The 13,073-nt window shown below is 72.1% G+C and carries 12 protein-coding genes; 2 read left to right on the forward strand and 10 right to left on the reverse strand.

Annotation, left to right across the window (positions count from 1 at the left end; genetic code table 11):
• The first annotated feature begins 9 nt into the window (after positions 1-9).
• Complete coding sequence (locus ACIQJT_RS25305; RefSeq protein WP_402646974.1) at positions 10-690, forward strand: GNAT family N-acetyltransferase; 681 nt, start codon at positions 10-12, stop codon at positions 688-690.
• Here the strand turns inward: ACIQJT_RS25305 and ACIQJT_RS25310 are convergent.
• From ACIQJT_RS25310 to ACIQJT_RS25335, 6 genes are all read right to left on the reverse strand, one after another.
• The gene (locus ACIQJT_RS25310; protein WP_365460253.1) at positions 661-1,848 is read right to left on the reverse strand and encodes a hypothetical protein; all 1,188 of its coding nucleotides are present in this window, start codon (positions 1,846-1,848) and stop codon (positions 661-663) included. The genes ACIQJT_RS25305 and ACIQJT_RS25310 overlap by 30 nt on opposite strands.
• On the reverse strand, positions 1,848-2,582 hold the full coding sequence (locus ACIQJT_RS25315; protein WP_365460250.1) for a polysaccharide deacetylase family protein: 735 nt from the start codon (positions 2,580-2,582) through the stop codon (positions 1,848-1,850). Before ACIQJT_RS25315 ends, ACIQJT_RS25310 begins: the two co-directional genes overlap by 1 nt.
• Positions 2,583-2,602: 20 nt before the next feature.
• The gene (locus ACIQJT_RS25320; protein ID WP_402646978.1) at positions 2,603-3,211 is read right to left on the reverse strand and encodes an ATP-binding protein; all 609 of its coding nucleotides are present in this window, start codon (positions 3,209-3,211) and stop codon (positions 2,603-2,605) included.
• Positions 3,212-3,368: 157 nt separating this feature from the next.
• Positions 3,369-4,136 carry an enoyl-CoA hydratase/isomerase family protein gene (locus ACIQJT_RS25325; protein ID WP_402646981.1) on the reverse strand — a complete coding sequence of 256 codons (768 nt, stop codon included), beginning with the start codon at positions 4,134-4,136 and terminating at the stop codon, positions 3,369-3,371.
• A gap of 81 nt (positions 4,137-4,217) precedes the next feature.
• Entirely contained in the window at positions 4,218-5,456 is a 1,239-nt protein-coding gene (locus ACIQJT_RS25330) for an Ig-like domain-containing protein (RefSeq protein ID WP_365460241.1), read from the reverse strand.
• Between the two features lie 162 nt (positions 5,457-5,618).
• Positions 5,619-6,851 carry an Ig-like domain-containing protein gene (locus ACIQJT_RS25335; RefSeq protein ID WP_402646984.1) on the reverse strand — a complete coding sequence of 411 codons (1,233 nt, stop codon included), beginning with the start codon at positions 6,849-6,851 and terminating at the stop codon, positions 5,619-5,621.
• A gap of 261 nt (positions 6,852-7,112) precedes the next feature.
• Here ACIQJT_RS25335 and glgX point away from each other — a divergent pair, with 261 nt between their 5' ends.
• Positions 7,113-9,350, forward strand: coding sequence for a glycogen debranching protein GlgX (gene glgX / locus ACIQJT_RS25340; RefSeq protein ID WP_402646987.1), 2,238 nt, complete (start codon positions 7,113-7,115; stop codon positions 9,348-9,350).
• Positions 9,351-9,363: 13 nt separating this feature from the next.
• Here glgX and ACIQJT_RS25345 read toward each other — a convergent pair whose 3' ends face one another.
• Genes ACIQJT_RS25345 through ACIQJT_RS25360 form a run of 4 tightly spaced genes read right to left on the reverse strand, consistent with a single transcriptional unit; the run spans position 9,364 to position 12,910 of the window.
• Positions 9,364-10,002 carry a response regulator gene (locus ACIQJT_RS25345; protein ID WP_402646990.1) on the reverse strand — a complete coding sequence of 213 codons (639 nt, stop codon included), beginning with the start codon at positions 10,000-10,002 and terminating at the stop codon, positions 9,364-9,366.
• The gene (locus ACIQJT_RS25350; RefSeq protein WP_402646993.1) at positions 9,992-11,236 is read right to left on the reverse strand and encodes a sensor histidine kinase; all 1,245 of its coding nucleotides are present in this window, start codon (positions 11,234-11,236) and stop codon (positions 9,992-9,994) included. The genes ACIQJT_RS25345 and ACIQJT_RS25350 overlap by 11 nt, the downstream gene beginning before the upstream one ends.
• 25 nt (positions 11,237-11,261) lie before the next feature.
• Positions 11,262-11,996, reverse strand: a complete 735-nt coding sequence (locus ACIQJT_RS25355) for an ABC transporter permease (protein ID WP_402646995.1) — start codon at positions 11,994-11,996, stop codon at positions 11,262-11,264.
• Complete coding sequence (locus ACIQJT_RS25360) at positions 11,993-12,910, reverse strand: ABC transporter ATP-binding protein (protein ID WP_402646998.1); 918 nt, start codon at positions 12,908-12,910, stop codon at positions 11,993-11,995. Before ACIQJT_RS25360 ends, ACIQJT_RS25355 begins: the two co-directional genes overlap by 4 nt.
• Positions 12,911-13,073 lie beyond the last annotated feature (163 nt).

A 13,073-nucleotide genomic window follows, 5' to 3' on the forward strand; every position in this document is an offset into this window, starting at 1 on the left:
AGCGGTGTGATGGAGACGTTGCGGGACATTCTCGACGCGGCGGCCCGCGGGGTGTTCCCGCCCGCGGACGGGGGCACGACGGTCGTACCGCAGACCTGCCACCGGGACGCGGGCGTGCTGTCCTTCACGGCGCACTCGGTCGTCTTCACCGACGAGGACCCCGAGTGGGTCCGCGCCACCCTGCGCGGCCTGGACTGCGACGCACTGGCCGCGACCATGAACCCGCGGTTCCTGACCGCCTTCCTGGACCGGACCGGGCGCAGGTCCGAGACGATCGACGCGATGCTCGTGGCCGACCCGCTGCCGGGCGGACCGCCGCTCGCGCTGCGCGAGATCGAGGACGCCCGGCATCCCCGGATCACGTACGCCCGCAGGCGGCGCGACTCCGTCCGCGCCTGGACGGCGGAGGGCGGGGTGCTGGTGACGGGACGCGGTGTCGGCGGGCGCCTCGAGGTGTCGGTCGAAGTGGACGAGGACGTACGGCACCGGGGTCTGGGGCGGGCGCTGGTGACCGCGGCGAGGCATCTCGTCGCGGAGCCGCTGTGGGCCCAGGTGTCCCCGGGGAACGCCCGCAGCATGCGGGCGTTCCAGGCGGCCGGTTACCGTCCGGTGGGCGCCGAGGCGGTGCTGCTCGCCACGGTGCCGCGGGACGCCCGCGGTTCAGCGGAAGATGCCGGTGTGGCCGAGTGAGTACCGCCCCGGCTGGGGGTACACCGCGAGCCCGTGCGGTCCGCTGCCGACCTTGACGCGGGCGAGCTGGGCGCCGGTGCGGGTGTCGATGGCGTAGACCTCGGAGTTGTAGCGGCCGGACAGCCACAGGACCTTGCCGTCGGCGGAGACACCGCCCATGTCGGGGCTGCCGCCCTGGGGGAGCCGCCACTTCCTGGTCAGCCGGTTCTGGGTGAAGTCGAAGACGGAGACGGTCCCCTCGCCCCGGTTGGAGACGTACATCTCGCGGGAGTCGCGGCTGACGTAGAGGCCGTGGGTGCCCTTGCCGGTGGGCAGCAGGGTCGGCTTGCCGAAGGTGTCGCCGTCCAGGACCCACATGCCGTCGGCCATCATGTCGGCGACGTAGAAGCGCTTGCCGTCCGGCGAGACCTTGACGTCCTGGGGCATGGCCCCGTCGAAGGGGAGCTTCTGCTGCCCGATCACCTTCATCCGCTCGGTGTCGACCTTCAGCAGCTCGCCGCTGAACTCGCAGGAGACGATGAAGTAGCGGCCGTCCAGGGAGAAGTCGGCGTGGTTGACGCCGTAGCAGCTCACCGGGACCGTCTTCCTCCGCTCCATGGTGTGCGGGTCGCGGAAGACGAGCTCGCGGTCGAGGGAGGCCATCACGACGGCGTACCGGCCGTTGGGCGTGAAGTAGAGGTTGTACGGGTCGTGCACCTCGACGGGCTTGCCGGCCTTCCCGGTGCTCGGGTCGATCGGGGTGAGGGTGTGCCCGCGGTTGTTGTTGACCCAGAGGGTCTTCAGGTCCCAGGACGGCACGACGTGCTGGGGCTGCCGGCCGACCCGGATCGTGTCGACGACCTCGTACGTGCGCGGGTCGATCACGGACACCGTGTCGGACTCGGTGTTGGGCACGTAGACGCGCGACGGGAAGTCCTTGACCACCGGTGACAGCCTGCCGGGCCGGTCGGCCGCGTAGACGTCCTTCGGGTCCAGGACGGGCGGCATCCCGGGCAGCCCGTCGGCCGGTTTCCGCACCGGTTTCACCGGGGCCGGGGCGGCCGCCTCGGTGCCGTGGTGCGCGGCGGCGTGCGGGTCGTGCGGTCCGGTGCCGCAGGCGGCGAGGGCGGCGAGCGCGGCGCCCGCGATCAGGGCGTGTCTGACGAGAGTGCGGTGCATCAGGTGAACAGCTCCGTGGTGGTCACGGCGGCCAGGCCGCGGCGGTCGAGTTCTTCCAGTACGGCGGGGAGGGCGGCGACCGTGTCGTCGTAGCCGAAGTGCAGGCTGACCACGGATCCGGCGCGGGCCTCGCCGAGCACCGTGCGGGCGACGGCCGCGGCGCCGGGCGAGGTGAAGTCGAGGGAGTCGACGTCGTAGGAGAGGACGTGGGGGTAGCCGGCCTCCCGGGCCAGCCGGGTGACGAGGGGTGAGGCGGTGGGCGTGCGGGAGGGGCGGAACCAGGTCCCGGCGGATCCGGTGAGGCGCCGGATGCGTTCGGCGCAGCCCACGATCTCCGCTCTGGCCTCGGCCTCGGACATCGCGTTGATGTCGAGGTGGTGGAGGGTGTGGTTGCCGAGTTCGTGTCCGCCGTCGAGGACGCGGCGGGCCATGTCGGGGTGCTCGTCGAGCCAGGTCCCGACGGCGAGCACGGTGACGCGGGCGCCGTGCCGTTCGGCCTCGGTGAGCAGGGCGCGGGCCGTGGCGGGGTCGCCGCCGCCGTGGAAGGTGAGGGCGAGTCGGGGGCGGTCGCGGGGGCCGTGGGTGAGCTGGGCGGGGAGGGGAGCGGGACGGGAGCCGGCGGAGGCGCGCGCGGGGTGGGCGACGGCCCCGGTGGTACCGCATCCGGCGGTCAGCGCGAGACCGGCGGTGGCGAGCAGCACGGCCCGGCGATCGGTCGTAGTCACCCGCACCATTTAAGGTGCTTCGTCCGCTCTTACCGGTCAGCCACCCGCATCTCGAACCAAGTTGTCTTCCCGCGGGGCAGCAGATCGACCCCCCACCGGTCCGACAGCTTGTCCACGAGGAACAGCCCGCGCCCGCTGATGTCCGTCTCCTGGACCGGCATCAGACAGGGCAGTCCGCGCGAGGGGTCGCGGACCTCCACCCGGATCCATCCGCGCCGGCGCCGCATCCGCAGACCGAACACCCGGGCCCCGGTGTGCCGCACCGCGTTGCCCACCAGTTCGGACACGAGTAACACCGCGTCCTCGGTCATCTTGGGGGTGAGCCCCCAGTGACGGAGGACGATCACCTGGGTCAGGCGCCGCGCGGCGGCCGCGGACTCCGGCCGGGAGGGCAGCGGAACCTCGGCCTCCGTGGGATTTCCGAACAGTTCGAGCACCTTCTGTGCGTGCTCGTCCTCGACCGCCGGAGACCAGCGCGCCGCCGTCGTACGGCCGTCTCCCCGCGGCTGTTCGAAACCCTCCAGCCCCGCCATGCCCCCATCATGGCCGCCCGATGCGGCCCCCGGGGCCGTTCCTGACGAATACGCCCCCCGGAACACATCGTTCCGATGAAGTCGATCGGCATATGCCGCCGGCACTTCGGTGCCCGGAACAGCCCTTCTGACCTGCGGCGGAGGCTCACTGGGAGGCAATCGACGGACTCCCTCGACAAGACAGACTTAAGGTTGCGTTAAGGCTCCCATAAACCGCCCCATCGAGGGACCCGGATCAGACATCGCGTCAATTGCAAGGGGTTCAGAGGAATTTCGCCTTGCCGGGGCCCTCCTCGACGAAGCTCTTCATGCCCCGCTCGCGGTCCTCCGTGGCGAACAGCCCTGCGAACCAGTTCCGTTCCACCGCGAGGCCCGTCTCGATGTCGGTCTCCAGACCGGTGTCGATCGACTCCTTCGCGGCGCGCAGCGCGAGCGCCGGTCCCTGAGCGAGCTTCGCGGCCCAGGCGTGCGCCTCGGTGTAGACCTCGCCGGCGGGCACGACCCGGTCCACGAGCCCCAGCGCCAGTGCCTCGTCGGCCTTGACCATACGGCCCGTGAAGATCAGGTCCTTCGCCTTCGACGGACCGACCAGCCGGGCCAGGCGCTGGGTGCCGCCGGCGCCGGGGATCAGGCCGAGCAGGATCTCCGGCTGGCCCAGCTTGGCGTTCTCCGCGGCGATGCGGAAGTCCGCGCACAGGGCGAGTTCGCAGCCGCCGCCCAGGGCGTAGCCGGTGACGGCCGCGACGACCGGCTTGGGGATGCGGGCCACCGCCGTGAACGAGTCCTGGAGCGCGCGGGCGCGCAGGACCATCGCGGTGTGGTCCATGGCCTGCATCTCCTTGATGTCCGCGCCGGCCGCGAACACCTTCTCCCCGCCGTACACGACCACCGCGCGCACGTCCTCGCGCCGGGCCGCCTCCTCGGCGAGCTCCTTGAGCCGGTCCTGGGTGGCCACGTCCAGGGCGTTCATGGGCGGGCGGTCGAGACGGATGGTGCCGACGCCTTCGGCGACTTCGAGATTCACGGTCATGGCAGCAGGTTAACGGCCACTAACGGCAACGGCCCCGGTGCCGTACCTCACAGCACCGGGGCCGCCCGTCGGCGGACAGATCTACGCCTTCCACTTCTCCCAGGACATGTTCCAGCCGTTGAGCCCGTTCTCCGGTGCGACCGTCGCGTCGTCGGAGTTCTTGACCACGACCACGTCGCCGATCAGCGAGTGGTTGAAGAACCAGGCGGCCGGCACTCCGCTGTCGTAGCCGCCCTTGACGTCACGCAGGCCCACGCAGCCGTGGCTGGCGTTGTAGTTGCCGAAGGCGTCGCCGCCCCAGTAGTTGCCGTGGATGAAGGTGCCGGAGTCGGTGAGGCGGGCGGCGTGCGGGACGTCCTTGATGTCGTACTCGCCGCCGTAGCCGACGGTCTCGCCGTTCATCCGGGTCACCGCGAGCTTCTCGCTGATGACCATCTGGCCGTTCCAGGTGTCGTAACCGGGCTTGCCGGTGGTGACCTTGATGGTCTTGATGGTCTTGCCGTCCTGGGTGACCTTCATCGTGTGCTTCTTGGCGTCCACGACGGAGACCTGGTTGCGGCCGATGGTGAAGGAGACGGTCTTGCGCTGCTTGCCGTAGACGCCCTTGCGGCCCTCGACCCCGTTCAGGTTGAGGTCGACGGTGACCTTGGTGCCTTCCTTCCAGTACTGCTCGGGACGGAAGTCCAGACGGTCGTTGCCGAACCAGTGGCCCTCGACCTCGACGGCCGGCGTGGTCCTGACCGTGATGGCCTTCTCGACGTCCTCGGGGTTCGTGATGCCCCGGGTGAAGCGGATGGAGAACGGCATTCCGACGCCGACCGTCGAGCCGTCCTCGGGGGTGAAGGTGCCGATGAAGGTGTTCTTCGGGGTCAGGGTGGTGAAGCGGGAGTCCTCGGCGGCGGTGCGGCCCGCGGCGTCCTTCGCGACGGCGTGCACGGTGTAGGCGGTACCGGAGGCGAGGTGGGTGGACGGCGTCCAGGAGGCGCCGTCGGCGGCTATCTTCCCGGCTATCGCGGTGCCCTTGGCGTCCTTGACCTGGACCTCGGTCAACCTGCCCTTGGCGGCGGCGACTTTGAGGGCGCCGCTGGTGTCCACGGACTTCGCCCCGTCCTTCGGGGAGATGGAGACGACCGCCTCGGACTGCTCGGTCGCGGCGGCGGACGAGTCGCCCTTCTCCGCCTTGGCGTCTCCGGAGCCGGACCCTCCCCCGCCGCAGGCGGTGACGGCCAGCAGCAGAGCGCCGAGCGCCAGCGCCGGCAGTCCCCTGGCCCTGCGCCCCCGCGCGTCAACCGACGCCCCCGATATCGGTCGCACGTTCAAGTCCTTCTCCCCTCGAAGGGCCTGGTCAGGCCCGCTCCCCGGCGTGTTCTGCGCACGCGTTGGCGAATATTAACCGCAGACTTTTGAGCATCGTGTAAGTCCAAGGTCACCATTCCGTCCCAACTTCAACGGAAAGTGGGGCCGAGCCGCCCCTTCGTCGGGTTACTTCACCGCACTGCCCGACTTCCACTCCTTCCAACCCATGTTCCAGCCCCCGAGGCCGTTGTCGGGAGCGACCTTTTTGTCATCGCTGTGGACCACCTCGACGACGTCCCCGACGAGGCTGCGGTCGAAGAACCAGCCGGCGGGCGTGTCCGAGCTGCCGCCCTTCACGTCCCTGAGCCCCACGCAGCCGTGGCTGACATTGACCCGCCCGGGAGCGGTGGGCGCCCAGTAGTTGCCGTGCAGGAAGGTGCCGGAGTCGGTCAGGCGCAGGGCGTGCGGGACGTCCGGGATGTCGTACTCGCCGCCGAAGCCGACCGTGCGGCTGTTCATGCGGGTCACCTCGAGCATCTCGGTGACGACCATCTTGCCGTTGTACGTGGTCGTCCTGGGGGCGCCGGCGGTGATCGGCACGGTGGCGAGCAGTGCGCCGTCCCGTCGGACCTCCATGGTGTGCGCGGCCGCGTCGACGAGGGAGACCTGGCTGCGGCCCACGGTGAAGGAGAAGGTCCGGTGCTGGAGGCCGTAGACCCCGGGCGCGCCTTCCACGTCGCGGAGCCGGAGAGCGACGGTCACCCGGGTTCCGGGCGTCCAGTAGTGCTCGGGGCGGAAGTCGAGGCGGCCCTTGCCGAACCAGTGCGGGCGGATCTCGACGGGCGGCTTCGCGGTGACGTGGACGGCGCGTTCGACGGCGGCGCGGTCCTCGATCTCCCGGTTGAACTCCAGGGAGACGATCATCCCGGTGCCGACGGTGGAGCGGTTCTCCGGGCTGACGTACCCGACGAAGCGCTCCTCGGGGACGTAGGTGGTGAAGGTGGTGTGCCGCGCCGAGCGGCGGCCGTGCGCGTCGAGGGCGACCGCGTCCACGGTGTACTCGGCGGCCGGCGAGAGCCGTGCATCGTCGGGTTCCCAGCGCAGTCCGTCGTCGGAGATGTGCCCGGGCACCGGGAACTCCTGCGCGTCCTGGGACTTGACGACGGTGACCGACTCCAGTCGCCCGCCGGGCACCCGGACCCGGAGTCCCTCCTCGGGCGGCACGCCCCTGGTGCCGTCGTCGGGGGCGACCCGGATGACGTCCTCGGGCGCGGGAGGCTTCCCGAACCCGCCGACGCCCCCGATCCCGCCGCCCCCGTCCGCGGTGCAGCCGACGGCCCCGGCCAGCAGTCCTGCCCATGTCACTACGGCGGCCAGAACGGCCCCTGCGCGCCGAGCGCGCCCATGTCCATGCCTCACGCCCACCCAACGACGGTGCCCACCCTGGAGAAACGTGACCTTCGGTCCCCTGAAGGGGCACGGAACCGCGCGACAAGCCCCCACGCACCCGCGCCGCCCGACGGCAGGCCCGCGCTCCCCGTACCGCGCATCGCACACGCGGACGTGAGCGCGAGGCAAGCTCTGGGCAGAACAGAGGGGAGAACGACGTGAGGGGGTGCCGCGGCCGGGACGCCGTGCGCCCTTTTCCACCTCGTTCCACGAGCCGTGGGAGGCCGACCGGTGTCCAGCGCAGCCGAGCAGGAGGCGGTGACGGAAGCCGCCGAGGAGCGCCCCGCCGCGCTGGTGAACGGGGCGCCCCGGGGGATGCCGGCCGTGCCGGTGCGGCCCGGTGCGCCGACGCCGCTGGGCGCCCGGTTCCGGGTCGGCCCGGACGGGGTCGCGGGGACCAACTTCGCGCTGTGGGCGGGCGGTGCCGAGGCCGTCGAGCTGTGTCTGTTCGACGCGGACGGCAAGGAGACCCGGGCCCGGCTCACCGAGCTCACGCACGAGATCTGGCATGGCTTCGTCCCCGGGGTGATGCCCGGCCAGCGCTACGGCTTCCGGGTGCACGGCCGCTGGGACCCGTGGACCGGCGGCCGCTGGAACCCGGCCAAGCTGCTCCTCGACCCGTACGCCCGCGCGGTGGACGGCGACTTCAGCCTGCCGCCCGAGGTGTACGGCCACGTCCGTGACTGGCCCCAGCAGCAGGTCGCGGACACCGTGCGCGACGACCGCGACTCGGCGCCCCACGTCCCCAAGGGCGTGGTCGTCCATGACGACGACGACTGGGCGGAGGACCGGCGCCCGAAGACGCCGTGGGCGGACTCGGTCATCTACGAGGTGCACGTACGGGGGTTCACGGCGCTGCACCCCGGCATCCCCGAGGACCTGCGCGGGACGTACGCCGGTCTCGCCCACCCCGCCGCGGTCGAGCACCTCGTCAAGCTGGGCGTCACCGCCGTCGAGCTGCTCCCCGTCCACCAGTTCGCCCACGAGGACCACCTGCTGCGCCGCGGCCTGAAGAACTACTGGGGCTACAACTCCATCGGCTACTTCGCGCCGCACGCGGCCTACGCGGCCTCCGGGACGACGGGCCAGCAGGTCGGCGAGTTCAAGCGGATGGTGCGCGCGCTGCACGCCGCGGGGATCGAGGTGATCCTCGACGTGGTCTACAACCACACCGCGGAGGCGGGAGAGCTGGGGCCCACGCTGTCCTTGAAGGGCATCGACAACCGGGGTTACTACCGCCTCCAGTCGGACGCCCGGCGGTACGCGGACTACACGGGCTGCGGCAACACCCTGCACGTGGTGCAGCCGCACGTCCTGCGGCTCATCACCGACTCCCTGCGCTACTGGGTGACGGAGATGGGCGTGGACGGCTTCCGCTTCGACCTGGCGGCCGCGCTGGCCCGTTCCATGCACGACGTCGACATGCTGTCCCCGTTCCTCGCGGTCATCGCGCAGGACCCGGTGCTGCGGCGCGTGAAGCTGATCGCCGAGCCGTGGGACGTGGGCTCCGGGGGCTACCAGGTGGGCGCCTTCCCGCCCCTGTGGACGGAGTGGAACGACCGCTACCGCAACGCCGTACGGGACTTCTGGCGGGGCGCCCTGCCGGACGTACGGGACCTCGGCTACCGCCTCTCGGGCTCCAGCGACCTGTACGCGTGGGGCGGGCGGCGGCCGTACGCCTCGGTCAACTTCATCACCGCGCACGACGGTTTCACCCTGCGCGACCTGGTGTCGTACGAGAGGAAGCACAACGAGGCGAACGGCGAGGGCAATCGGGACGGCACGGACGACAACCGGGCCTGGAACTGCGGGGTGGAGGGCGAGACCGACGACGAGCGGGTGCGGGCGCTCAGGCGGCGGCAACTGCGGAACCTGCTGACCACGCTGCTGCTGTCGACGGGCGTGCCGATGCTGGTCGCGGGGGACGAACTGGGGCGCACCCAGCGCGGCAACAACAACGCCTACTGCCAGGACAACGAGATGAGCTGGCTGGACTGGGGACTGCTGGAGGACCCCGGCTGGAAGGCGCTGTTCGACCTGACCTCCCGGCTCATCGCACTGCGCCACCGCCACCCGGTGCTGCGCCGGCGCGCCTTCTTCTCCGGCCGCGCGCACTCCGCGGACGGTCTGCGCGACCTGGCCTGGTTCACCTCCCGCGGCACGGAGATGACGGAACGGGACTGGTACGCGCCGGCCGCCACGCTCGGCATGTATCTGTCGGGGCGGGACATCCCCGGCCGCGACGAACGCGGGGCGCCGATCGTCGACGACAGCTTCCTCGCCGTCCTGCACGCCGGTGACCGCCCGGTGAGCTTCCTGCTGCCGGGACCGCCGTGGGCGGAGCGCTACGAGGTGGTCGTCGACACGTCCGGGGAGGAACAGGCCGCGGCGCCGGGGGTGGTCCACCGGGCGGGGGGCCCGATCACGGTGCCGGCACGGTCGGTGCTGCTGCTGCGGGTGGCCGGCTGAGTCCCTGCCGCGCTCAGCCGAGGATCCCCCGCTGGTACGCCGCGGCGACCGCCGCCGCGCGGTCCTTGACGCCCAGCTTGGCGTACAGGTGCGTGAGGTGGGTCTTCACGGTCGCCTCGCTGATGAAGAGCTCGCGGGCGATCTCGCGGTTGGAGGTGCCCCTGGCGACCAGCGCGAGCACCTCGCGCTCACGGGCCGAGAGGGGTTCGTTGCCGGGGGTGCCGGGGGCGCGGACCGCGGAGACCAGGCGGGAGGCGACGGCCGGGGAGAGGACCGTACGGCCCTGCGCCGCGGCCCGCACAGCCGTGAACAGCTCGTCGCGCGGGGCGTCCTTGAGGAGGTAGCCGGTCGCTCCGGCCTCGATGGCCGGCAGGGTGTCGGAGTCGGTGTCGTACGTCGTCAGGACGAGGACCTTCGCGCGGGTGCGGGCGCGGGTCAGTGCGCGGATGGCGTCCACCCCGCCCCCGCCCGGCATCCGCAGGTCCATCAGGATCACGTCGGGGTCGAGCGCGGCGGCCCGCTCGACGGCCTCGACGCCGTCGGCCGCCTCGCCGAGGACGGCGAACCCGGGCGCGGACTCGAACATGCCGCGCAGACCGTCCCGTACGACGGGATGGTCGTCGACGATCAGCAGCGTGATGTCAGCGGTCATGGCGGACCAACGGTACGCGAGCCGACAGCGCGGTGCCGTGGCCCGGTTCGGACTCGACGGTGAGGGAGCCCGCGACGCGCTCGGCGCGGGCCCGCATGCCGTCGAGGCCGAAGCCGCCGGTACGGGTGCGGGCGGGGAGGGCGAGGGGGTCGAAGCCGACGCCGTCGTCGCGGATGTCGAGGATGACCTCGTCGCCGAGGAAGGTCAGGGTCACGCCGAGGCGGCCGGCCCGGGCGTGCCGGGAGGCGTGGGAGAGGGCCTCCTGGGCGATGCGCAGGAGGGTGGCCGCGATCTCCTCGTGGAGCTGCTGCGCGGTGCCGGTGGCGGTGAACTCGGCGCGCACACCGGTGCGTTCGCCCCAGTCGGTGACCGTCTGCTTCAGGGCCTCGGGCAGGCCCGCGTCGGCCAGGGCGACCGGGGCCAGGTTGTGCACCGAGCGGCGCGCCTCGCCCAGGCTGTGCCGGGCCAGGTCCATGGCCCGGTGGACGTGCTCGCGGGCCTGGTTCTCGTCGGGCGTGTTCGCGACGACCTGGAGCTGGGCGATGATCCCGGTCAGGCCCTGGGCGAGGGTGTCGTGGATCTCGGCGGCGAGCCGCCGGCGCTCGTCCGCGACGCCCGCTTCCCTTGCCTGCACGAGGAGTTGGGCGTGCAGGGCGGCGTTCTCGTCGAGTGCCTGCTGGAGGGCCTCGATGGTCGAGGCGCGGTCGCGTGAGCGCTGCTCCTCCTGCTCGGTGATGTGCGCGACGACCGACTGGAGGCCGAAGTTGGCGGCCAGGAGCGCGGCGAAGCCGAGCCACTGGGCGGTGCTCTCGGGCATCAGCCCGCCGGCCTGCGCACCCGCGACCGTGACCGCGCTGGCGAACAGTCCGAGCCGCCGCCACCGGCCCGGGATCAGTTCGTCGGCGTCCATGTAGCCGCTCGCGGCGTAGAACGCGAAGAACGGGTTGAGCCAGGTCAGGAGGAAGGCGATCGCCCAGCGCACGGAGTAGTAGGCGGTTCCGGCCCGGGAGGGGCTGCGTCCGCGGTGGGGGCGCCGGTGCCGGGTGCCGTGCCACCACGACTGGAGCAGGACCGCGGCGCCGACCAGGGCCCCGACGAGACACCAGTCGACGGGTCCGTCCATGATGCCCGCGGAGACGACCGCGAGGACGAGTCCGGTGCCGAGCAGTCCGTAGGGCCCCCAGATGTGCAGCCGCTCCCAGTACTTGTCGATCCTGGCGTCCGACGCGTTCATCTCCCCAGTCTGCACGGCGCTTTCCTCACTCCCAGCGGAACCAGCGCGACGCCGCGGCGGTGAGCAGCAGCGTCCAGACGACGAGGACGCCCAGGTGGGTCCAGCCCGGCCAGTCGCCGGCCGCGGCCCGGTTCAGTGCCTCGGCGGCGGCGCCGAACGGCGTGCACCCGACGATCCGGGCCGGCACGTCCGGCATGGTCTGCACCGGCGCCCACACGCCCGCGCAGAACATCGCCGGGAAGAACACGGCGGACCCGATCGCACCGGCGATCTTCGTCGTCCGGGACAGCGCCGAGACCACGGCGCCCAGCGCGAGGGCGGCCGACACGGCCAGGAGCAGGGCGAGCAGGTATCCGAGGGGCTGCTCGGGCAGTCGTACGGCGAAGGCGAGGCGGCCGACGAGGAGGGCGAGCAGCGCGGACGCGAGGGCGGCACCGCCGTACACGGTCATCTGCGCGGTGAGCAGGGCGGCCGGGCGGACCGGGGTGGTGGACATGCGGCGCAGGATGCCGCGTTCGCGGTAGCCGGTGAGGGTCTGGGGCATGGACTGGAGGCCGCCGACGATCAGGCCGAGCAGCACGGCCACGGGTACGTAGACGTCGACGGTCCGGAGGCCGCCGAGGTCGGGGTCGTGGTTCCGGAAGGACGGGATCGAGCCGAGGACGACCAGGAGGAGGGTGGGGAACAGCAGGATCCAGAAGAGGGCGCCGGGTTCGCGGCGGAAGAGCCGGAGCTCGGTCCGCAGGATCGCGGTGTTCATGCCGTGGCCTCCTGGGTGTCGGTGCGGGTGAGGTCCAGGAACGCGTCGTCGAGGGTGGCGTCGACGACGCGGAGCTGGTGGGCGGTGACGTGCCGGCGGGCGAGCAGGGTGATGACGGCGTTCACCGTCTCGTCGGTGCCGGAGAGGGTGAGACGGCCCGCCCGGTCCTCGACGGCGGCGAGCGCGGGCAGGGCGTTCAGCTCGTGCGCGTCGAGCGGGGCGGACGGGGTGAAGCTGATGACGGTGGCGCCCGCCGAGCGCCGGATGAGCCCGGCCGGGGTGTCCAGGGCGGCGACCCGGCCCGTGTCGATGACGGCGATCCGGTCGCAGAGCCGCTGCGCCTCCTCCATGAAGTGGGTGACGAGCAGGACGGTCACCCCGCCCGCGCGGACGTCCTCGATGAGCTCCCAGGTGTCGCGGCGGGCCCGCGGGTCGAGGCCGGTGGTCAGCTCGTCGAGGACGACGATCCGCGGGTTGCCGACGAGGGCGAGCGCGATGAACAGGCGCTGCTTCTGGCCGCCGGACAGCTTGCCGAACCGGGTGGTGAGCTTCTGGGTGAGCCCCAGGCGCTCGGCGAGCGGCCGCCAGTCGAGGGGCCGCTCGTAGAACGTCGAGTACAGCTCCAGCGCCTCGCGGACGGTGAGCTTGGCCTGGAGTTCGCTCTCCTGGAGCTGGGCGCCGAGGACCCGGGCCACGCGCGCTTGGTCGGCGACGGGGTCGAGGCCGGTGACCCGGACGCGGCCCGCGTCGGGGGCCCGGAGGCCCTCGACGCACTCGACGGTGGTGGTCTTGCCGGCGCCGTTCGGGCCGAGGATGCCGAAGATCTCGCCCTCCTCGACGGCGAAGGACACCCCGTCGACGACGGTCCGGCCGCCGTAGGACTTGCGCAGTTCGCTGACTTCGATGACGGACATGGCCTCAGCGTCCCGGGCCGGGCCCCGCCGCCGCATCGCCCGTCGCGCTCGACCCGGCATCGGCCGATCGGTGGATGCGGCGGTACGACCCCCTCGGCGGTTCCCGTGCGGCCCCTCGAACACGCAGGTCGTAGGTCCGGCGACCGATGCGGGTCCGGCCAAA

Origin of the sequence: Streptomyces sp. NPDC091972 (assembly GCF_044756385.1) — a bacterium.
Taxonomy (GTDB): Bacteria; Actinomycetota; Actinomycetes; order Streptomycetales; family Streptomycetaceae; genus Streptomyces.